This window comes from Streptomyces sp. NBC_01478, assembly GCF_036227225.1.
Lineage (GTDB): Bacteria > Actinomycetota > Actinomycetes > Streptomycetales > Streptomycetaceae > Streptomyces.
The window spans coordinates 798,893-819,429 of record NZ_CP109444.1 but is presented as its reverse complement, the minus strand read 5'-3'; the positions used below and the strand labels follow the sequence as shown (position 1 = coordinate 819,429).

Annotated in this window: 16 protein-coding genes; 2 read left to right on the top strand and 14 right to left on the bottom strand. The window is 71.3% G+C overall.

The window, feature by feature from the left end; genetic code table 11:
- Nucleotides 1–2: 2 nt before the first annotated feature.
- From OG223_RS03610 to OG223_RS03560, 11 genes are all read right to left on the bottom strand, one after another.
- Nucleotides 3–854, bottom strand: coding sequence for a creatininase family protein (locus tag OG223_RS03610; protein WP_329242208.1), 852 nt, complete (start codon nt 852–854; stop codon nt 3–5).
- A gap of 29 nt (nt 855–883) precedes the next feature.
- Entirely contained in the window at nt 884–1,342 is a 459-nt protein-coding gene (locus OG223_RS03605) for a cytidine deaminase (RefSeq protein ID WP_329242206.1), read from the bottom strand.
- Entirely contained in the window at nt 1,339–2,103 is a 765-nt protein-coding gene (locus OG223_RS03600; protein ID WP_329242203.1) for an amidohydrolase family protein, read from the bottom strand. The genes OG223_RS03605 and OG223_RS03600 overlap by 4 nt, the downstream gene beginning before the upstream one ends.
- A gap of 12 nt (nt 2,104–2,115) precedes the next feature.
- Complete coding sequence (locus OG223_RS03595; RefSeq protein WP_329242200.1) at nt 2,116–3,099, bottom strand: ABC transporter ATP-binding protein; 984 nt, start codon at nt 3,097–3,099, stop codon at nt 2,116–2,118.
- Entirely contained in the window at nt 3,096–4,109 is a 1,014-nt protein-coding gene (locus OG223_RS03590) for an ABC transporter ATP-binding protein (RefSeq protein WP_329242197.1), read from the bottom strand. The genes OG223_RS03595 and OG223_RS03590 overlap by 4 nt, the downstream gene beginning before the upstream one ends.
- Complete coding sequence (locus OG223_RS03585) at nt 4,106–4,795, bottom strand: alpha/beta hydrolase (protein ID WP_329242194.1); 690 nt, start codon at nt 4,793–4,795, stop codon at nt 4,106–4,108. Before OG223_RS03585 ends, OG223_RS03590 begins: the two co-directional genes overlap by 4 nt.
- Before the next feature lie 5 nt (nt 4,796–4,800).
- Entirely contained in the window at nt 4,801–5,871 is a 1,071-nt protein-coding gene (locus OG223_RS03580) for an ABC transporter permease (RefSeq protein ID WP_329242191.1), read from the bottom strand.
- On the bottom strand, nt 5,868–6,779 hold the full coding sequence (locus tag OG223_RS03575; RefSeq protein WP_329242188.1) for an ABC transporter permease: 912 nt from the start codon (nt 6,777–6,779) through the stop codon (nt 5,868–5,870). Before OG223_RS03575 ends, OG223_RS03580 begins: the two co-directional genes overlap by 4 nt.
- Complete coding sequence (locus OG223_RS03570; RefSeq protein WP_329242185.1) at nt 6,772–8,427, bottom strand: ABC transporter substrate-binding protein; 1,656 nt, start codon at nt 8,425–8,427, stop codon at nt 6,772–6,774. The genes OG223_RS03575 and OG223_RS03570 overlap by 8 nt, the downstream gene beginning before the upstream one ends.
- Nucleotides 8,428–8,579: 152 nt before the next feature.
- Nucleotides 8,580–9,386, bottom strand: a complete 807-nt coding sequence (locus OG223_RS03565; protein ID WP_329242183.1) for an N-acyl homoserine lactonase family protein — start codon at nt 9,384–9,386, stop codon at nt 8,580–8,582.
- A 205-nt stretch (nt 9,387–9,591) separates the two neighbouring features.
- On the bottom strand, nt 9,592–11,790 hold the full coding sequence (locus OG223_RS03560) for a 2Fe-2S iron-sulfur cluster-binding protein (protein WP_329242180.1): 2,199 nt from the start codon (nt 11,788–11,790) through the stop codon (nt 9,592–9,594).
- A 138-nt stretch (nt 11,791–11,928) separates the two neighbouring features.
- On the opposite strand from OG223_RS03560, the gene OG223_RS03555 reads away from it, so the two are divergent.
- Together OG223_RS03555 and OG223_RS03550 are read left to right on the top strand one after the other, a co-directional pair.
- Complete coding sequence (locus tag OG223_RS03555; protein ID WP_329265113.1) at nt 11,929–12,549, top strand: TetR/AcrR family transcriptional regulator; 621 nt, start codon at nt 11,929–11,931, stop codon at nt 12,547–12,549.
- A 186-nt stretch (nt 12,550–12,735) separates the two neighbouring features.
- Complete coding sequence (locus OG223_RS03550) at nt 12,736–15,126, top strand: excinuclease ABC subunit UvrA (protein ID WP_329242177.1); 2,391 nt, start codon at nt 12,736–12,738, stop codon at nt 15,124–15,126.
- A gap of 44 nt (nt 15,127–15,170) precedes the next feature.
- Here the strand turns inward: OG223_RS03550 and OG223_RS03545 are convergent, their stop codons facing one another.
- Genes OG223_RS03545 through OG223_RS03535 form a run of 3 tightly spaced genes read right to left on the bottom strand, consistent with a single transcriptional unit; the run spans nt 15,171 to nt 20,363 of the window.
- Nucleotides 15,171–17,279: a bifunctional serine/threonine-protein kinase/ABC transporter substrate-binding protein gene (locus tag OG223_RS03545; RefSeq protein ID WP_329242174.1), complete on the bottom strand. Its 2,109-nt coding sequence runs from the start codon at nt 17,277–17,279 to the stop codon at nt 15,171–15,173.
- 52 nt (nt 17,280–17,331) lie between these two features.
- Nucleotides 17,332–19,509 carry a bifunctional serine/threonine-protein kinase/ABC transporter substrate-binding protein gene (locus OG223_RS03540; RefSeq protein WP_329242171.1) on the bottom strand — a complete coding sequence of 726 codons (2,178 nt, stop codon included), beginning with the start codon at nt 19,507–19,509 and terminating at the stop codon, nt 17,332–17,334.
- Complete coding sequence (locus OG223_RS03535) at nt 19,506–20,363, bottom strand: hypothetical protein (RefSeq protein WP_329242168.1); 858 nt, start codon at nt 20,361–20,363, stop codon at nt 19,506–19,508. The genes OG223_RS03540 and OG223_RS03535 overlap by 4 nt, the downstream gene beginning before the upstream one ends.
- Between the last annotated feature and the right edge of the window lie 174 nt (nt 20,364–20,537).

Genomic DNA, 20,537 nt, shown 5'->3' with positions numbered 1-20,537 from the left:
CTTCACGCCTGGCGTCCGGGACGGTGAGTGGGGTCGGGCCACGGCTCACGGACCGCCGTGGACACCGCCCGGGCGGTGGTCAGGACACAGCGGTCGAACTCCGCCTCCCCGTGCTTGGGGTTCGCGTCGGCGACATCCCGGCCCCAGACCCCGGTCTCGCTGACCTGGTCCATGCGGTAGTCCCAGAACGAGTCGACGTCGACATGGGAGGTGGCCCGCTCCATCCGCACCAGCTCCGGCGCCAGATGCAGCATCACGGACGTCTCGAAGAAGTTGGCGTGCATCAACGCCCGCCCGTAGGTGACATGTCCGTCGACCTCCGGCCCCGGGTACATCGTCACGTACCCCAACGCCCGCACGCGTGCGTCCTTGTGACGGACCCTCAGCTTCTCGGCCGACACGTCGAGCGCGCCGTTGTTCCAGATGTGCCCGTTGAGCAGTACGAACTGCCGTACTCCAGAGGCGTACAGGGAGTCGATGACGTCCTCGACCACGGCGATCATGGTCTCCGGCCGCAGCGCCACCGTCCCGGCGAAGTCGCCGTGGGACGCGGACACGCCGAAGCTCAGGGGCGGCAGGACGGGCACGCCAGTGAGTGCGGAGACGCCGAGGGCGACCGCCTCGCAGATCCGGGTGTCCACGGCCAGGGGGAGATGGGGGCCGTGCTGCTCGGTGGCGCCGACGGGGATGATGACGGCGTCCTGGGCGGCGGCCGTCGACTCCGCCTCGGGCCAGGTCAGCTCCTCCCACAGCACGGGCGACCCGGATCCGCCCAACCGGGCGGCGAGTTCGGGGACATCGAGCCCGGTGGGGACGGTTCGTCCGGACGGACCGGTGACGAAGACGGACGACATGGCTCTCCTCTCCTCGGGACCGATGGCGCTCACCATCGGCGTCGGCTCTTCTCGGGCAGCAGGTCCAGGGCGCGCAGCGGGACGGGCTCGTCCCCGTCGACCGTGGTGACCCACACGGTGGCGTCCGGGCAGTAGTCGCTGATCAGTTCACGGCACACCCCGCACGGCGCGATGATCCGGAACGATCCCGCCGGCTTGATCTGCACCGAGACCACCGAGGTGATGCTCAGCTCCGCACCGGCGGGCAGGGCGCCCCGGGCGGTGCCCATGGCCACCCCCTCGGCACAGATCGAACTGCGCCGGCAGGAACCCTCCACATGGACCCCGGTGTGCACCCGGCCGTCCGCCGTGCGGAGCGCGGTCGCGACCTCGTGACGGCCCGACTTCCAGACCCGGGCGAGCAAGTGCTGTGCGGTGGCGAGGAGTTCGACGTCGTCCTCGCCCATCGACGGCGGCACGGACACGGTTCGCGCACCCACGGCGCTCATACCGTCAGCCCCAACAGCCGGGCCATGTTGCCGCCTTCGACCAGCGCGCGGTCCTTCTCGTCCTCGACCGCCTTGGCGATCTTCATGCGCTCCAGGTCGAAGTCCGACCCCGGCCACTCGCTGCCCATCAGGATCTTCTCCGGGCCGAGCCGCGCGTAGGCGCGCTTCACGTCGCTCATCAGCGTCGCGGACGTCTCCAGGTACACGTGCGGCTGCCGTTCGGCCACGATGATCGCCTCCGGGACGTTCCAGACGGCCCCCATGTGGGCGATGATCGTGGGGACTTCGGGGTGGTCCCGGGCGATCTCCTCGATGGCCAGCGGTGCGCAGAACGCGTCGTCGAGAGCGTTGATCAGCACCAGCAGCCCGCGCCGCGCGCACGCCTCGAAGACCGGGTCCAGCAGGCCGTGGTCGGCGACGTGGTAGCCGTGCAGGCTCGGATGCAGCTTCAGCCCGACCAGGCCCGCGTCGGCCATCCGGTCGATCTCGTCGAGCGCGTCGTCGGCCTGCGGCATCACCTGCCCGAAGCCGAAGAACCGGTCCGGGTAGGAGGCCACCAGCGAGGCGATGAAGTCGTTCTCGATGCGCTGCGCGAGCGAGCACACCATCGCCATGTCCACCCCGGCCGCGTCCATCCGGTCGAGGATGCGGCGCGGTTCGAAGGGTTTGTACGGCGGCGGGGCCTGGCCCTTGCGGGCGCCGGTGAGGTAGTCGGAACGGCCGCGGACGTCCTGAGTGGTGTTGTACGCGTCGATGATCAAGGCGGTTCGTCCTTACTCGCTACTCGCGACGTGCTGCTCGCTTGAGACCAGGGGGAGATGGCAGCGCACACTGCGGCCCGGCGCGATCTCGCGCAGCTCGGGCGCGCTGGTGCGGCACCGCTCCGTGGCGATGGGGCACCGGGTGCGGAACAGACAGCCCTCGGGCGGATTCGCCGGATCGGGCAACTCGCCCTCCAGCACCTGCTGTTCGCGGGTCTCTCCGGGCCGCAGCACGGGAACGGAGGACAGCAGCGCCCGGCTGTAGGGGTGTGCGGGGGCGGCGAAGAAGTCGTCGCGGGAGGCGACCTCGATGATCTGGCCGAGGTACATGACCGCTATCCGGTCGGCGATGTGCCGTACGACGCCCAGGTCGTGCGAGATGAACAGCATCGTCAGGCCGCGGTCGCGGACCAGGTCCGACAGCAGGTTCAGCACCTGGGCCTGGATCGACACGTCCAGCGCGGAGACCGCCTCGTCGGCCACCACGAACTGCGGGGAGGAGGCCAAGGCCCGTGCGATACCGATGCGTTGGCGCTGGCCTCCGGAGAACTCGTGCGGCCGGCGACCGCCGGCCTCCGCGCCCAGACCCACCAGGTCGAGCAGTTCGGCCACCGCCTTCGCGGCCTCGGCCCGGGTGGCACCGCGCGCCCGCAGCAGGGGTTCGGCGACGATGTCGGCGATCCTGCGGCGTGGGTTCAGCGAACCGAACGGGTCCTGGAAGACCATCTGCAACTCGGCCCGGGTACGGCGCAGTTGACGCCCGCGCAGCCGGGTGAGGTCGGTGCCGTCGAACTCGATGCGGCCCGAGGCGGGTTCGATCACCCGCAACAGGGCGCGACCCAGCGTGGACTTGCCGCACCCCGACTCGCCGACCAGGCCCAGGGTCTCGCCCTGGAGGATGTCGAGGTCGACGTCGCGCAGTGCCCGGACCCTGCCGCCCGCCCGGCCCGGATACTCGACCCGCAACGCGCGGGCCTGGACGAGCGCGGCGGTCATGCGAGACCTCCCTGGGAACGGGCCGTGGCACGGGCGGGGGAGGGCAGCACACAGGCGTCGAGATGCCCGTCGTCACCGTGCCGCCGCCGCAGCACGGGCCGCTCGGAACACGCGTCGTGGACGAAGGGGCACCGGGGAGCGAACGCGCACCCGGACGGCCGGTCGACCCCGGTGAGCGGGCTGCCCGCGATGGTCGGCAGCCGTCGTACGACAGGACCGTCGATGGGTGGGACGGATCCCAACAGGCCCATGGTGTAAGGGTGTTGGGGGTGGAACAGCACCTCTTCGCGCAGGCCCTGTTCCACGATCCGGCCCGCGTACATCACGGCCACCCGATCGGCGACCTCGGCGACGACGCCCAGGTCGTGGGTGATCAGCAGGACGGAGGTGCCGTGGTCGCGCTGGACGCGTTTGAGTACGGCCAGCACCTGGGCCTGGATCGTGACGTCGAGGGCGGTGGTGGGCTCGTCCGCGATCAGTACCACCGGGTCGTTGGCCAGGCCCATGGCGATCATCACGCGTTGGCGCATGCCCCCGGAGAGCTGGTGCGGGTAGGCGCGTGCCGTGCGGTCGGGGCTTGCGATGCCGACCTCGCCGAGCAACTCCACGGCCCGGCTGGTCGCCTGACCCCGTGTCACGTCGCGGTGGGCTCGGATCATCTCGGAGACCTGGGCGCCCGCCCGGTGCAGCGGGTTGAGCGCGGCCAGCGCGTCCTGGAAGACGACCGCGATGTCCTTGCCGCGCACCCCGCGCAATTCCCGCTCCGACGCGGCGACGAGGTCACGGCCCTTGAAGACCGCCTCGCCGCTGATGTGGGTGCGCGGACCACGGTTGAGACCGACCAGGCTCATCGACAGGGCGGACTTCCCGGACCCCGACTCGCCGACCAGCGCGAGGACTTCGCCCTGGCGGAGGGTGAGGTCCACACCGTCCACGGCGGGCAGCCGGCCCGCCGGTACGTCGAACTGGACGCGCAGATCCCGGACTTCGAGCACGGGCGCGGGGGTCATGAGCCGTCGCCCACGGCCAGGGCCGCCGTGTGGATCAGGTCGGCGACGCGCTCGGGCCACACGAGAGTCGTGTAGTGGCTGCCCGGCACGTGCTCGACGGTGGCCTTCATGCGGTCCGCCATGTCGTTCTGGATCTCCGGGCGCAGCGTGCGGTCGTCGTCGGCGACCAGATACCAACTGGGCAGGGTGCGCCAGGCCGGTGTGCCCGTCGGCTGGGTGAAGATGAGGTTCTCCGCCTTGCGGCCCTCCGCCTCCACCACGGCCCGCTGCTCGGGGGAGAGGTCGGGGCCTATCTCCGCCCAGAACTCCTCGCTCGTCTCGGACTTCCACTCACCGTTCGGGCCGCGCCGCATGTACTTGGAGATCTCCGCCTCCTCGTACCGCTCGACGATCCCGCTGACCGTCTCGCCCTCGTCCGGCCCGAACGCGGCTATGTAGACAAGCCCCTTGACCCGCGGATCGCGCCCGACATTGCTGATGACCGCGCCGCCGTAGGAGTGCCCGGCCAGCAGCACCGGGCCTGTTGTCTCCGCCAGCACGGCCGCCGTGTTGGCGACGTCGTCCTCCAGCGAGGTCATCGGGTTGGTGACGGTGAACAGCCGGTGGCCGCGGGCTGCCAGCAGGGGCTGGACGGCCGACCAGGTCGTCGGTCGTCCGCCGGCACCGTGGACGAGCACGATGTCCATGCGGGTCATCCTTTCCGTAGCCGCGGATCGAGGACCGTGTACAACAGGTCCACCGCGTGGTTGACCAGGGTGAAGAGGAGCGCGATGGCGAGGGCCGCGCCCTGCACGACGGGGTAGTCGCGTTGCAGGACGCCCTGCACGAGCAGGCGGCCGACACCGGCGTACGAGAAGACCGTCTCGGTGATCACCGAACCGCCCAGCAGGGAACCGAACTGGAGCCCCAGGACGGTCACGATGGGCAGCCAGGAGTTGCGCAGCACGTGGTGGCGGACCACCACGCTCTCGCTGAGGCCCTTCATCCGGGCGGTCCGTACGAAGTCGTCGTCGAGGACCTCCAGCACCGAGGCGCGCACGATGCGGGTGATGAACCCGGCCATCGACAGCGCCAGCGTGACGGCGGGCAGGATCAGATGCTGGATCCAGGGCCACACCAGCTCCGGGCGGTTCTGCAGGATCGCGTCCAGGAGAACGAAGTTGGTGGTCGGGTTGTAGTCGAGCGAGCTGGGCAGCCGGCCCAGGACCGGGAGCCAGCGCAGCCACACGCCGAACACGACGATGCCGAGCACGCCGAGCGCGAACCACGGCAGCGAGAAGCTGACCGTGGCGACGGCCCGGGTCGAGTGGTCGATCCAACTCCCTTTGCGCAGCGCGGCGATGACCCCGGTGACGACACCGAGCAGGACCGCGATCGTCATCGCCGCGAGGGTCAGCTCGATGGTGGCGGGGAGCGCGTCGCCGAGGAGGCCCAGGACGCTGTTGGAGCCGTAGAACGAGGTGCCGAGCCGTAGGTGCACGAGGTCGTTGAGGAAGCTGCCGTATTGGACGAGGAGCGGTCGGTCGAGGCCGAGGGCCTTGTTGACGCGTGCCTCGTTCACCGCCAGTTGGGACGCGGAGAGGTTGTTGCCGCCGGCCGCGAGCGAGGTCGCCGGTGAGCCGGGGAGCAGGCGCATCGCGAGGAACACCAGGCTGGCCAGCGCGAACAGCACGACGGGGATGACCGCGAGCCGTCGTAGGACCAACAGGGCTGTTCCCGCCGCCCACTTGGGCGTGCGGACGGGGAGGAGTGCGGTGGTCACGCCGGCCCCCGTACGTCGAGTGCGTCGCGCAGGTCGTCGCCCACGAAGTTGCAGGCGACGACGAACAGCAGCGTGAACGTCGCGGGCAGGACGACCAGTCGGGGTGCCGTGTAGAGGAACTCCTGGCCCGCCTGGACCATGTAGCCCCAGTCGGGCTGCGGGGGTTGGATGCCGAGGCCGAGGTAGGAGAGGCCGGCGGCGAAACCGGCCGCGATCGAGAGGGTCATGACGACCTGGGCGAGCATCGGTCCGGCGATGTTCGGGAGGAGTTCGCGGGCGAGGATGCGCGGGGTGCGGGTGCCGCCCAGTTTGCAGGCGACGACGTAGTCACGGGCCGCCTCGCGGGCGGTCAGGGCACGGGCCAGCCGGGCCAGGCCGGGCGCGAGGGACACCCCGATGCCGAAGATCAGACTGACCGTGCCCGGTCCCGCGGCCGCCACGAGGAGGATGACGAGCAGGATGGAGGGGAACGCGAGCGCGAGGTCCACGATCCGCATCAGGATCTGTTCCACCACACCGCCGAGGTATCCGGCGAGGAGCCCGATCCCGGTGCCGACGACGGCGGCGAGCGCGGTCGCGGCGAAGGCCACGAGCAGCAACGGGCGGGCGCCGTGCACCAGTCGGGCCAGTTCGTCGCGGCCCAGGTCGTCCGTGCCGAAGAGGTGACCCGCCGAGCCCATCGGCAGCAGCGCCGACGAGGTCTGACGCAGCGGGTCCGCCTGGACGAACAGCGGCCCCACGGCAGCCACCAGGACCAGCGCGACCAGCACGAGCCACGACAGCACGGCCGGCCAGGACCGTCCCAACCGGCGCCGACGCCAGGCGGCGAGGACGGTCCGCCCGGTGAAGGGCGACGAAGGGGGCCGCACGGTCGCCACGGGTGGTGGAGCTGTCGTGGTGTCAGACACTGGCCTTCTCCATGTAACACCGGTGGTTGGCCAGCGCGGCCGTGTTCATGTGCTTCACGTGCGAGCCGCTGACCACCAGGTTGGCGAAGCAGGACAGCATCGACAGGACCATGTAGTCCTCGGCCCAACGGCGTTGGATCTTCGTGTAGGCAGCCGTGCGCTGCGCACCGAGGGGCAGGTTCTTGGCCGTGTCCAGCTCCGCCTGGAGCGAGGCGGCGTCCTTGAGCGTGTCCATGCCGGTGATCGTCGCGCCGTAGAGACCGGTGGGGCTGGCCATGGCGCCGACCATGTCGTTGGCGTCCGGGACGTAGGTGTTGCGCTCCCAGATCATCAGGTCGTGGTAGTCGTCCTTGCCGTCGAGGAGCCGGGTGAAGTAGGTGGCCGGGTCGACGGAGGTGGTGACCACCTTGAAGCCGACGTCGGTCAGGTTCTGGGCGACGATCTGCGCGGCCTTCGGGTGCCAGGAATCGCTCGCCGCCATGAGCCGGATCCGCCGGCCGCCCGCGCCGGCCTCGGCGACGAGCTTCTTCGCCTTGGCGGTGTCCTGGGTGGAGAGATCGGCGAGGCTGGTGTCGTAGCCGCTCTGCGCGGGCGGGATCGCGTAGCCCGCGGGCAGCGCCCCGACGCCGTAGAAGGCCTGATCCAGAATGGACTTGCGGTCTATCGCGAGGTTGATGGCCTGGCGGACCTTGAGCTCGGGGACGCGGCGGGCGTCGATCATCAGGATCGCGTTGGCGTTGTACGGCGTCTTGTAGACCGTCACCGAGTCGTCCTTGCGGAGCTGCGCGGCGGCCGAGTACGGGGTGAACTGGGTGGCCGAGATGTCGCCGCTGAGCAGCGAACTGACGATCGTCGAGGGGTCCTGGACCTGGCGCAGCACCAGCCGGTCGACAGGCGGTCTGCCGAGGCGGAAGTCGTCGAAGGCGGTGAGGGTGATCGACTGGCCGGAGGTGGCGGCGGAGAAGGCGAAGGGGCCGGTGCCGACGAGGTGCTTGCCGATGTCCGCGCCGTACTTCGTCAGCGCGGCCTTCGAGATGATGCGGCCGCCGATGTCGGAGAGCTGGCCGAGGGCGGTCCGGTCCGGCTTCTTGAGGACCATCTTGACGGTGAGGTCGTCCGGGGCGGTCAGCGAGGCGACGTTCGCGCCGAGGTCGGACAGCGGGCGGGTGGCGCCCTTCGGGAGCGTCTTGTCCTTCTCGTCGAACTGCCGCCCCAGGCTGGCCAGTACGTCCGCCGAGGTCAGCGTGGTGCCGTCGTGGAACTTGACGCCCTCGCGCAGGGTGAAGGTGTAGGTGAGCTGGTCGTCGGAGATCGTCCAGCTCTTGGCCAGGTCGGGGGTGGGCTCGTTGGTCTCGAAGGAGATGAAGGTCAGGCCCCGGCAGATGCAGTCGACGGCCATCCAGTCGCCCAACGAGGTGTAGAACGACGGGTCGTTGACCGCGCTGGTCGCGTCGATGGCCAGGGTCAGCGTGCCGCCCTTGCTGCTTCCCTTGGCATCGTCGGCCGCGGCGCCACAGGCGCTGAGCAGGGCGGGGAGCCCGAAGCCGACGCCCACTCCGAGGAGTCCCGCGCCCCGGAGCATGGTGCGGCGCGACGCCGTCGACGGGGCGGAACCGGGTGAGGACGATCCAGTTGACTGGTCCGGCATGTGGGCCTCCTTGGGTACCGATCCTCAGGTGTTGGATCTCAAAGTGTCAAGATTGGATCCAAAATCATGTTCACGGGCCACAGGCTGTCTCTCGTGTCCCGGGTGTTAAAGGCGTGTGAACCGAGTTGTCGGGGCGGTTCGGCCAGGACGGGCTAGGCGCCCGGCACGCCCTTGCGGCGCATCAACTCCGGCCAGACCACGGGGTCATGACCGGGGACGAGTTCGTAGCCGCGTTCTGCGGCGATGCTCTTGAGACGGCGGATGGGCTCCACCGTGCGCTCCGGGTCGACACCGATGGAGGCGCCGATCGGGCGCTCGTGCTCGATGTTCTCGGTGAGATCGGCGGCGTCGAAGGCGAACACGAAACCGCCGCCGTCCACGAGGTCGACGACGAAACTCTGGTGCCCGGGGGTGTGCCCGGCCGTCAGCACGGCGGTGACGCCGGGCGCGATCTCCGTGTCCCCGTCGGCCTGTCGCCAGTCGATGCGCGGGTCGTCGAAGTCGACGCGGAAGATGGAGTGGCGCTCGACCTCCGGCTGCCCGGAGAGGCCGTAGGAGAGTTCCTCGCGCTGCACGTGCACCGGCACCCGGCCCGCGAAGTGCTTGAGCCCGCCCGCGTGGTCGGCGTGCAGATGGCTGACGGCCACCGCGTGGATCGCGTCCATCGGGATGCCGGCCGCGTCGAGGGCCTCCTCCAGGGGCTCACCGGGACCGGGCAGGATCGGCCGGTAGTTGGGGGAGCCGTAGAAGCGGCGGCGCAGGGCCGGGTCCCGGATCAGGGCGGTGTTGAAGCCGGTGTCGAGCAGCAGCCAGCCGCCGTCGCACTCCAGGAGCACGGCCGGCACGGGTTCACGCAGGCGTTCCTCGTACGGGGCGCCGTGCACGGAGACGGACTTGGGGAGTTCCTCCCAGCCCAGCAGCAGGGGCACGATCCTGCGTACACCGTGGCGTGGTGTCATGAGGGGGGCGGGTGAGGCGGCAGGCACATGGGTGTGATCCGTTCAGGGAGCGCGGTAGTTCAGGTTCGGGTGTCGGGTCCAGGGGGCGGTCCGGGGGATCGAAGGCGGGCATCAAGGGTGAGGATCCACACTTTAAGTATGTGGATCCAAAGGGCGGTTGCGGGGAGGTGAACAAGTTCTCTCTCCCTCCGGGTGACGGGCGCGGTCACGGGTCGATGATGTCGAGGGTGACCTTGGACAGCGGGCAGCTCACGCACGCCAGCACAAAACCGTCGGCCTTCTGTTGTGGGGTGAGGCAGTTGGGCTCGTTCCGTGTGACCTCTCCGCCGCGCAGCCGCACCGTGCAGTCGCCGCAGTTTCCGACCGTGCAGGAGTACGGCATCGGCAGCCCCGCCGCGAGTCCCGCGTCGAGCAGCGTCTGACCGGGCTCGACGACCACCGTGCCGACGGGGCGTCCGTCCTCCTCCACGACCATCTCCTGCGGCACCGTTCCCACGGTCCCGGTGTCCGCTCCGCTGGTGAAGCGCTCCTGGTGCATCAGCTCCGCCGGGACTCCCCGCCCGGTCAGGACGTCCTGGACGGCGTCCATCAGAGGTACGGGACCGCAGGTGTAGTAGTGGGCGCCCGGCGCGGGGGACAGGCCGGTGATCCAGCGCCGTACGCCGTCCGCGTCGAGGCGCCCGTCCCGGTGGGTCAGGACGTGGGTGACGGACAGCCGGCCGGGGTGGTCCTTCGCCAACCGGGTCAACTCCTCGGCGAAGATGGTCTCTTGGGTGTCGCGGCTGCTGTAGAGCAGCGCGATCCGGTCGTGGCCCGGCACGGCGAGCCGGGTGCGGATCATGCTCATCATCGGTGTCACGCCGCTGCCCGCCGCGACGAGCACGATCTCGTCCGGGGGTCGCTGCTCGGCGTGGAAGGACCCCGACGGACCGCGCACCGCGAGGCGGTCACCGACCTGGAAGCTTTCGTTCGCGTGGGTGGAGAACCGGCCGCCCTCGACGCGCTTGACGGTGACCTCCAACCGGGACGAACCGGGCGCCGACGATGCCGAGTAGGCCCGTCGCACCGGGCGTCCGTCGATGTCGGCGACCAGGGTGAAGAACTGGCCGGGCCGGAAGTCGAACGAGCCCGGGTTCTCGCCCACGTCCTCCAGCACGAGGGTGACCGCGCTCGGAGTCTCGCCGCGCACCTCGGCGACACGCACCTCCCGCAGCGGATCCTCCGCCCGACCGCCGGCGACGGGACGTCCGGCGTCGGCGGGGCGGCGGCGCCGGAAGCCCCGGTGCCGGCCGCCCGAGCCGGGCTCGACGTCCTCGTAGCCCTCCTTCCGCAGTCCGGAACTGTAGAGACGGTTCAACACCAGCCGCAGTAGCCGAGTCATCCCCGGGATCGCTCCGACGGCCTTCAGCAGGAACACGGGCGGGCCGCCTTCGGCGTCGGCCGAACCGGCGGCGAGGTGCTTTCCCCCCAGCGCCATCAGGTCGGGCACCGTGCCCCGGTCGACGTGGGCGCCGGGGGCCCACGGCCGCGAGCGCGCCACGGCGTCGTTGCCGGTCACCTCGGCGTGCTCGACGTCGATGAGCAGCGCCAGGTGCGGCGGCATGCCGCGCAGGGCCATCGTCTCCAGCAGCGCGGGATCGTCGGTGATCGCGCCACGGCCGCGGACGTGCAGCACACCGCTGCGGCCCGGCACGAGCGCGGCGAACGAGAGCCGGTCGTCCCGCAGCAGGTTGTGGAGCGTGTCGGCGCGCTTGTTGCCCTTCCGGTCCGGGACGACGAGCGTGCGGCTGTCCAGCACGCGCGCCACCGCCTGCCGGTCACCGCGCGGACTCGTGTCGCTGCCACCGGAGTCGTCCCACGTGGACAGGGCGAGGAAGGGGGCCGTCGCCAGGAACTCCACGACACCGGGCCGGCACAGGGGCCCGTCCCCCGTGATCCCTGCGACCGGCTCGGACGGGACGGGCGGCTGCCACAGGCGGGACCGGAGGACGGCCTGCGCGCAGTGCACGTACGCCTCCTGGATGTCGACGGTCGTCTCCGCGCCCTTCCGCGCGGCCACCGAGCCGTTGACGCGCAGGACCTCCCCGACGCCCGGCAGGAGGAAGAAGAACGACACCGGACCGCGCGGGTCGCCGGGCCCGGGCAGCGAGAACGAGATGCGCGTGGGCGAGTGGACGCGGGCGAACCCCGGGGTGCCGCCGATGAAGGTCGTCCTGCTGGTGCCGTCGGCGTCGCGGTATCCGACGGCCGCGATCGGACACCGGGCGAGGACGGTCCGGCAGCCCTCGTCGAGGGCGCTGATCTGCTTGAGCACGATCACCGGCGCGGGGAGGCCGACCGTCGCCTCGACCTCGGCCTCCGTCGTCAGCCGACGCAGGGCGCTCAAGGGGTTCGCTTGTCGCACGGGGACTCCTCTCAGGCGGAGCCCGAGCGGCCCGGGCCGCGATCGGCCATGGCCTTGTTCTCGCAGCTCATGGCTATATTGTGAGCAATGGCTCAGCTCTTTGGCTACTCGCTTTTCGCGCCTTGGGGAGGCACCCGGATGCCGTCGGCCGACGACCGTCTTCAGCCACGTCGCAAGCCCCGCCAGGTGCGCGCCGAACTCACCCGCGAGCGCATCCTCACCGCTGCTGCTCACGTTTTCGCCGAGTACGGCTACGCCGCCGGCACCACCAACCGCATCGCCGAGCGCGCCCGCGTCTCCATCGGCTCGCTGTACCAGTACTTCCCGAACAAGGACGCCGTCCTCGCCGCGTTGCTGGTGCGGCACATCGACCGGGGTACCTGGGCGCAGGCCGACCGACTCGACCTGTCTCCCGGCACTTTGGAGGCGACGGTGCGGGCGCTGGTCCGCGACGCGGTCGACAACCACCGCGACGATCCGCAACTGCTGCGGATCATGATGGAAGAGGCACCGGTCTCGCGGGAACTGCGCGACACGGTCGAGCGGCACGGAAAGGTTCGCGTCGGTCAGGTGCGCGACCTCCTCGCCCGGCACCCGGACGTCCATGTGCGACATCTCGACACCGCGGCCGAGCTGATCGTGTTCACCGTGGAGATCAACATCCACAAGCTCATGGCCGACCCGCGGGCCATCCCGGTCGAGACGTTCGAGACGGAGCTGGTGGACATGGTCACGCGCTATCTGCGCGGCGACCAGTAGGCGGGGCGGGTGCCCGTTCCGGTCAGGATTCGAGAAGCGCGGGGCCGCGCGTTGCCCCTAGCGTGACTGCCAGGTACACCACCGTGTACCGGAAGCGGACGTACCGCTCGAAGCCTGGTTGGATCGAGCCGGGCGATGTCCGCCGAGGGACCGTCGGCGGCCCGGCGCAAACGGAGGGAAGGCACGATGAGCAAGGCCACGAGGACGGACACGCGGTCGTCCGCACCGCACGCTGCCGACAGCCATGACCTGATCCGCGTGCACGGGGCGCGCGAGAACAATCTCAAGGACGTCAGCATCGAGATCCCGAAGCGTCGGCTGACGGTGTTCACCGGTGTCTCCGGCTCGGGCAAGAGCTCACTCGTGTTCGACACGATCGCCGCGGAGTCGCAGCGGCTGATCAACGAGACGTACAGCGCCTTCGTGCAGGGCTTCATGCCGACGCTGGCCCGCCCCGAGGTCGACGTCCTCGACGGGCTGACGACCGCGATCATCGTCGACCAGCAGCGGCTGGGCGCCGACCCCCGCTCCACGGTCGGCACCGCCACCGACGCCAACGCGATGCTGCGCATCCTCTTCAGCCGGCTCGGCACGCCGTACCTCGGCTCGCCCAAGGCGTTCTCCTTCAACGTCGCCTCGATCAGCGGCGCGGGCGCGGTCACCATGGAACGCGGCGGACAGAAGGTCAAGGAGCGCCGCAGCTTCAGCATCACCGGCGGCATGTGCCCGCGCTGCGAGGGCCGCGGCTCGGTCACCGACCTCGACCTCACCCAGCTCTACGACGACTCCAAGTCCCTTGCGGAGGGCGCGATCACCGTGCCCGGGTACACGGGCGGCGGCTGGAACTCCCGGCTCTACAGCGAGTCGGGCTTCTTCGACCCGGACAAGCCGATCCGGAAGTTCACCAAGAAGGAACTCCAGGACTTCCTCCACCGCGAGCCGACCCGGATGAAGATCGCGGGCATCAACATGACCTACGAAGGTCTGATCCCGCGCATCCAGAAGTCGATGCTCGCCAAGGACCGGGAGGGCATGCAGCCCCATATCCGGGAGTTCGTGGACCGCGCGGTCACCTTCACCGTCTGCCCCGACTGCGACGGCACCCGCCTCAACGAGGGCGCCCGGTCCTCGAAGATCAAGGGCATCAGCATCGCCGACGCCTGCGCGATGCAGATCAGCGACCTGGCCGAGTGGGTGCGTGGTCTCGACGAGCCGTCGGTGGCGCCGCTGCTCACCGCGCTGGGGCAGGCCCTCGACTCGTTCGTCGAGATCGGTCTCGGCTATCTCTCGCTGAACCGGTCGGCGGGCACGCTGTCGGGCGGTGAGGCACAGCGCGTCAAGATGATCCGCCACCTCGGTTCCTCGCTGACCGACGTCACGTACGTCTTCGACGAGCCGACCATCGGACTGCACCCGCACGACATCCAGCGCATGAACGACCTGCTGCTGCGCCTGCGTGACAAGGGCAACACCGTGCTCGTCGTCGAGCACAAGCCGGAGACCATCGCGATCGCCGACCATATCGTCGACCTCGGCCCGGGCGCCGGTACGGCGGGCGGCACCGTCTGCTTCGAGGGCACCGTCGAGGGACTGCGCACCGGCGGCACCATCACCGGCCGGCACTTCGACGACCGGGCCAAGCTCAAGGAGTCGACCCGCAAGCCCACCGGCATGCTGGAGATCCGGGGCGCCGCGACCAACAACCTCCAGGACGTCGACGTCGACGTCCCGCTCGGCGTCCTCGCCGTCATCACCGGTGTCGCGGGCTCCGGCAAGAGCTCGCTGGTGCACGGGTCGATCCCGGCCGGCGGGAACGTGGTGTCGGTCGACCAGGGCGCCATCCGCGGCTCACGCCGCAGCAACCCGGCGACGTACACCGGACTCCTCGAACCGATCCGGAAGGCCTTCGCCAAGGCCAACGGCGTGAAGCCGGCCCTGTTCAGCGCCAACTCCGAGGGCGCCTGCCCCACGTGCAACGGTGCCGGCGTCATCTACACCGACCTGGCGATGATGGCCGGCGTGGCCACCACCTGCGAGGACTGCGACGGGAAACGGTTCGACGCGTCGGTGCTCGAATACCGCTTCGGCGGGCGTGACATCAGCGAGGTGCTCGCCATGTCGGTGACCGAGGCCGAGGAGTTCTTCGGCGCGGGTGAGGCGGCAACTCCGGCCGCGCACAAGATCCTTACCCGCCTCGCCGACGTGGGCCTCGGCTACCTCAGCCTCGGCCAGCCGCTCACCACCCTCTCCGGCGGCGAACGCCAGCGCCTCAAGCTGGCCACGCACATGTCGGAGAAGGGCGGCGTCTACGTCCTGGACGAGCCCACCGCCGGCCTGCACCTCGCCGACGTGGAGCAACTGCTCGGCCTGCTGGACCGGTTGGTCGACTCCGGCAAGTCGGTCATCGTCGTGGAGCACCACCAGGCGGTCATGGCCCACGCCGACTGGATCATCGACCTCGGCCCCGGCGCCGGCCACGACGGCGGCAAGATCGTCTTCGAGGGGACGCCGGCCGACCTGGTCGACGCGCGGTCGACGCTCACGGGGGAGCATCTGGCGGCGTACGTGTGCGCATGACCGTCATGCAACTCCCTTGCGCTCAAGGGGAGTTGTGCGACGCCTCACGTTTTCTTGCCGATGTCGGCGGACCGCGCCACGAACCGGGCGGCTCCGCCGGTCACCCGGAACAGGAAGCCTCCGCCGTCGTCGCTGGTCTCGAAGAACTGCGTTGAGGCGTCGAAGCTCATGAGGCGGGTGATGCCCTGCCAGGGGCGGCGCAGGAGTTCCGAGCGCAGGGCGGTGCGGCCGTCGTCTCCGACGGAGGCCAGGCCGTGGGCGGCGAACCGGACGGCGTCGTACGCCTCGGCCGCCCAGGGGCCCGGCGCGCGTCCATGGCGGGCCCGGAACGCGGCGGCGAACGCCTTGGTACGGGTGTCGGCGTTCGCGTCCGTGTAGCCCGTAGCGATCCTCCAGTCCTCGCCGGCGGCCAGGAAGGGGGCGCCGAGGACGTGCTCGCTCGCGACCCGGGCGCCCCGGTGGCCGGCGTCCCGCAGCGCGCGGGCGCAGGCCGCGGCGCGGTCCGGACTCACCCCGCCGAAGAAGACGGCGTCGCGAGGGCGGGCGGCGATACGGCGGGCGACCCCGGTGAAGTCCTCGTCCGCGGCGACCTCCTCCACCGACGTCCCGCCGTCGAGCTTGCCGTAGACCGTGATGATGCGGACCGTGGCCAGACTCTCCACCTCGGTGGCCAGGTCGTGCACGACCACCGTGCGGGCGGGTTTGACGACCCGGTTCAGATAGATCACCGCCGCGAACGGGCCGACGATCTGGGTGACGCGCAGCACGAGGGCGCTGGTGGTGTTGACGACGTCGACCGCGCCGGTGTCGGCCCGGGTGATGAGCACGGTCAGCCGGGCCTTCGTACACGGCGGCAGCACCGCGGGCACGGTCGCGTTCGTGCCCGCGGCGATCACCACGGACACGTCCGGGTCGGCGGCCAGCCGCGCGGCCGCCGCGGCGGAGCCCGCCGCGGTCCCGCCGTCGTCGGCGGTGCGCAGCACGAGGTCGACGGTGCGTCGGGCGTCCTGGTTGTGCTGCTCGACGGCGAGGAGGGCGCCGCGCTTGTGGTTGGTGAAATAGGGGTCGTTCAGGCTGCCGAGCAGCGTGACCACGTGGCGGTCGCGCCGTACGGAGCCGGTGTTCGTCGACGCGCCGGCCCGGCCCCACTCCCACCACGCGCCCGCCCCGGCCACCGCGGTGACGCCGAGTGCGGCTCCCGCGACGAGCAGGCGCCGCCGGGTGGGCGAGGGCGGCGCGTCCGCGGGGGAGGTGTCGGCGAGCATGGTGGGGTCGGGAACGGGCAGGTCGAGGACGCGTGCGGCACGGGCGGCGACCAGGGCCGGCAGCCCTTCGGGCAGCCACTCGGCCACGGCGAACTCACCGAAGACGTCGCGGAGTTCACGGGCGCTCGGGCGCTGGTCCGGTTCCTTGGCCAGACATCGTCGTACGGTCCGGCCGAGGCTTTCCGGGATGCCGTCCAGGTCCGGTTCCTGCCCGACGGTCCGGTACAGCACGGCCGCGGCGCCGCCGGTGCCGAACGGCGGGCGGCCGGTGGCCGTGTGGGCGAGGACGCAGCCGAGTGAGAAGACGTCGCTGGGCGGGCCGACACTGTGCCCGCGGGCCTGTTCGGGGGAGAGGTAGCCGGGGGAGCCGACGACGGAGCCGTCCGTGGTGAGCGCGGTCGCGCCGACGGCCCGCGCGATCCCGAAGTCGATCAGCCGCGGCCCGTCCGCGGCCAGCAACACATTCGCGGGCTTCACGTCCCGGTGGACCAGCCCGGCCGCGTGCACTCCGTCCAGTGCCTCGGCCAGCACGGCACCGAGACTGCGCAACTGCGCCTCGGGCCAGGGTCCGCGCAGTGCGACGGCCTCGGCGAGGGACGGGCCGGGCACATAGGCGGTGGCCAGCCACGGGGAGCGGGCGTCGGCGTCGGCCGCGACGACCGGCACGGTCCACCGGCTGGTGAGGCGCGACGCGAGCTCGGCCTCGCGGCGGAAACGGGCGCGGAAGCCGGGGTCGTCGGCGTACTCGGCGCGGATCACCTTCAGCGCGCACCACGCGCCGTGCGGCGAGCGCGCCAGATAGACGACGCCCATGCCGCCCGCGCCGAGCCGTCCGGCGAGCCGGTGCCCGCCGATCAGGGACGGATCGGTGGGCAGTAGCCGTTCCACGCCGGCCGCCTCCGTTTCGCCATCGTTCCCGCCCGTCGGTGCAGAGCGCTGGTCAGCCCTGGCTCTGCGCCGCGCGATTCAGATCGCCGAGCGATCCCAGTTGCCGGAACCGCCCGCCGCGGACCTCGTGGACGAAGGTCTCGTCCGCCCAGCCCGTCGAGCTGTTGTCGTACTGGTGGAAGTCGCCGAAGGCATACGTGCGGGCGATGCCCTGGTACTTCACCTTCGCCAGCCGTACGGCGAGATCGGCTCGCACCGGACGCCGGCGTGCCCCGGCCGGGACCGTGCGGGCGAACTCGGCGAGCAGCATTTTCGCACTGTCGTACGCCTCGGTCGCGTGCGGCTCCGGGGTGCTGCCGTAGCGCTTCCGCCAGGCCGCGGTGAAGTCCTTGGCCCGCTTCGTCGTCAGTACGGAGGGGTCCACGGCGTCCGTGACCACGTACCAGCCCTCGCCCGCCGCGCCCGCGAGGCGCGGGAAGTCCGAGCCGTAGAGCTGGTGCTGCATCCAGCGCGGCCCGGTGAAGCCGGCCGTGGCCAGGGCCCGGGCCGTGCGGACGGTGGCGTCCAGGGGGCCCAGGTACACGAAGGCCTTGACGCCGGCGGCGAGCACCTCGCGCACCGCCTTCGGGCCGTCGTCCGTGTCCTCCGCGACGACGCGGGGCACGACCTCGCTCTTGAGGACGTTGCGCCAGTTGCTGACCACCTGGGTGCCCTGGTCCTGGACGGCCGGACCCCCGGCCCGGTCGATCACGACACCGGCCGGCACCACCTGTTGGGTGATGTAGGCGTGCAGTCCGATCCAGCCGCCCAGCGCGGCGTGGGCGGGGCCGCTCTGGAACGAGGTCTTCGGCGACGTCAGGAAGTAGTCCTGCTGGCCCGTGGTGCTGGAGACGTGGGTCAGCCCCGCCGCACCGTAGACGGCCGCGGCTCTCTGCATGGGGAGCTCGGCGACCGGTCCCAGTACGGCGACGACGTTCCGGTCGGCGGTGAACTCACGGGCCACCGCCTGTGCGGTGTCCGCGTCGCCCCGGTCGGCGAGGACCTTCACCTTCATGTCGTAGGAGCGCTTCCGCGTGGCGTTGTGCTCGGCGACGGCGAGGCGGGCGGCGCGTTCGGAGGCCCGGCTGACGGCGGCCTCGGCTGTGCCGGTGGTCGTGTGCACGCCGAGGACGTACACGGGACGCCCGACGCTCGCGACCGGTTTCTCGTCGTCCCCCGACGCCCACACCGCCGCCCCGGTCCCGCCGCCCGCGAGCAGCAGCGCGCCGCCGGCCAGCAGCAGACGGCGCCGTCCCGGGTGCCGGGTGGGGACGGCCGGATCATCCACGACCGTGGGTTCGACGTCCGGGAAGGCGAGGCTCTCGGCGGCCCGTGCGGCGACCATCCGGGCGACGGGGTCGGGGAGCCAGCCGCCGGAGGCGTCCGGAGCGTCATCGGTGAACAAGCCCCGTATGTCGTCGGCCGTGGGCCGCCCGTCCGGGTCCTTGGCCAGGCAGCGTTCCACCAGGGACCGCAACTCGCCCTCCACGCGGCCGAGTTCCGGCTCGTCGTGGACCGTGCGGTACATCAGGGCGTCCGGTGTCCCGGTGCCGAAGGGAGGCGTGCCGGTCGAGGCGTACGCCAGCACGCAGCCCAGCGCGAAGACGTCGCTCGCGGACGTGGCGGGCTGCCCCTCGGCCTGCTCCGGGGCGAGGAAACCGGGGGTGCCGACCACGAGCCCCGACGCGGTCAGCGTCGTGTCGTCGGCGGCGCGCGCGATGCCGAAGTCGATCAGGCGCGGTCCGTCCAGGGCGAGCAGTACGTTGCCCGGCTTGACGTCCCGGTGCACGAGCCCGGCCGTGTGCACGGCGTCCAGAGCCCCGGCCAGCAGCCCGCCCAGGACACGTACGGCCTGCGACGGCAGCGGGCCGTGCGCGGCCACCGCCTCCGCGATGGAAGGTCCGGGGACGAACGCGGTGGCCAGCCACGGTTCGCGCGTCTCGGCGTCCGCGTCCAGGACGGGAACCACCCAGGGGCTGTCCACCCGCCGCGCCAGCTCCACCTCCCGCGCGAACCGGGCCCGGAAGCCGTCGTCACCGGCGCCCTCGCCCCGGATCACCTTGACCGCGGCGAGTGCCCCGGAGTCGGTGCGCCCGAGGTAGACGACGCCCATGCCGCCCGCGCCGAGCCGCCGCAGCAGCCGGAACCCCGCGATGCGGGACGGGTCGGAGGACCGCAGCGGCTCGCTCACTGTCCCGCCCCCTTCGTCTTCGTCTCGGTCGGTTCGGGGGTGGCACCCGTGTCGCCCGCCTTGCCCCGGCTGTCGATGCTCGCCGCGACGAAGGTCATTCCCTTGCCCATGTCGGTGGTGACGGTGGAGTCCTCGGCCTCGGTCCGGCCCGCGCCGTGCCGCGCGGTCGCGGCCACGGTGACCGGCCCCATCCGGAACTTGTACCAGTCGAAGGGATGCGCCTTGCCGCCGTCGGTGGCCCAGCCCCCGGTCTCCGTCAGGTCGTCGTCGGAGATCACGGACCGCCCGTCGGCGAACGCGTCGGCCCGGGAGTACAGGCCGCTCACCCGGTCCGTGGCGTTCAGTTGCTGCCCGGGGCAGCGCAGCGCCTCCTCCAGCGACCCGGCCATGTCGCGCCGCGCCGCCACGACATCCTGGTGCACGGTGACGGTCAACGACACGTACACCGGCCCCTTGCCGCCCTTCGCCGGCAGCTCGTACGCCCGGGTGAGACTGGCCAGCACGGTGCCGGGCAACCCCTCGCGCCGCCACAGGCAGTCCTCGCCGAGTACGGCCCACTCGGCCGGATCGCTCTCGAAGGGATCACGTTCGCGGTAGCCGGCACCGAAGTAGTCGGGGCGCACGGTGAGTTCGCGCACGAACGCGACCGCCTCGGCCCGCGTTCTCGGCGCCCGGTCCTCGGCGAGCGTGTACGGCTCGTTCACCGGTGACGCGGAGTCCGAGGCCGAAGGCGACGCGCCGGTGCTCTTCTTCGGTGTCCCCTCCGCTTTGGGCTCGTCGCCCGCCCCGCTGCTGCACCCCGCCAGCAGCAGCACCCCCGCTGCCGCGGCTAAGACTGGTCTCCACTCGGCCATCCGTCGCTCCCGCCCCTGCGCTCGCACCCTTGCCATGAGTGTGGCGCACGCCCATGCTCTTGGTTGCCAACTACCCCTATGAACATGAGCAGTTAGGGGTTCTGACGACGGTGCGGGGTGTTCCGGTTGCGTGTCGGCGAAGTTGGCCCACCGCCGTGCCGTGGGCCAACGCCC

Bases quoted from the DNA above. Each gene is read 5' to 3' on its own strand.
- OG223_RS03605 (WP_329242206.1), bottom strand. From the start codon at position 1,342: ATGAGCGCCGTGGGTGCGCGAACCGTGTCCGTGCCGCCGTCGATGGGC.
- OG223_RS03535 (WP_329242168.1), bottom strand. From the start codon at position 20,363: ATGGCCGAGTGGAGACCAGTCTTAGCCGCGGCAGCGGGGGTGCTGCTG.
- OG223_RS03590 (WP_329242197.1), bottom strand. From the start codon at position 4,109: ATGACCCCCGCGCCCGTGCTCGAAGTCCGGGATCTGCGCGTCCAGTTC.
- OG223_RS03550 (WP_329242177.1), top strand. From the start codon at position 12,736: ATGAGCAAGGCCACGAGGACGGACACGCGGTCGTCCGCACCGCACGCT.
- OG223_RS03610 (WP_329242208.1), bottom strand. From the start codon at position 854: ATGTCGTCCGTCTTCGTCACCGGTCCGTCCGGACGAACCGTCCCCACC.
- OG223_RS03565 (WP_329242183.1), bottom strand. From the start codon at position 9,386: ATGACACCACGCCACGGTGTACGCAGGATCGTGCCCCTGCTGCTGGGC.
- OG223_RS03570 (WP_329242185.1), bottom strand. From the start codon at position 8,427: ATGCCGGACCAGTCAACTGGATCGTCCTCACCCGGTTCCGCCCCGTCG.
- OG223_RS03555 (WP_329265113.1), top strand. From the start codon at position 11,929: ATGCCGTCGGCCGACGACCGTCTTCAGCCACGTCGCAAGCCCCGCCAG.
- OG223_RS03595 (WP_329242200.1), bottom strand. From the start codon at position 3,099: ATGACCGCCGCGCTCGTCCAGGCCCGCGCGTTGCGGGTCGAGTATCCG.
- OG223_RS03585 (WP_329242194.1), bottom strand. From the start codon at position 4,795: ATGGACATCGTGCTCGTCCACGGTGCCGGCGGACGACCGACGACCTGG.